Below are 326 nucleotides of genomic sequence, written 5' to 3' on the forward strand. Positions count from 1 at the left end.
CTGGCACGGCGGGTCTGGGCTTGCCGCTGGTGGCGCTGGGCGTGGTGGTCGGCGGCGGCATCGGCGCGGTGCTGGCCAAAAAAGTCGAGATGACCAAGATGCCGGAACTGGTGGCGGCGATGCACTCGCTGATTGGTCTCGCGGCGGTGTGCATTGCGGTGGCGGCGGTGTCGGAGCCGCACGCGTTTGGCATTGCTGCGGTAGGCGAGGCGCTGCCGTTTGGGAATCGCATCGAGCTGTTTATCGGGACCTTTGTTGGCGCGATTACGTTCTCCGGTTCGGTGATCGCGTTCGGCAAACTGTCAGGCAAATACAAGTTCCGATTG

The 326-nt window shown here is 63.5% G+C and carries 1 protein-coding gene; it reads left to right on the top strand.

The genetic code is table 11. The features are described 5' to 3' along the window. Window positions 1–326 (top strand): NAD(P)(+) transhydrogenase (Re/Si-specific) subunit beta (locus tag V3391_RS17645; RefSeq protein ID WP_332079755.1); only part of this gene is annotated, 326 nt, incomplete at both ends.

It is taken from the genome of Luteimonas flava, from assembly GCF_036584485.1.
Lineage (GTDB): Bacteria > Pseudomonadota > Gammaproteobacteria > Xanthomonadales > Xanthomonadaceae > Luteimonas > Luteimonas flava.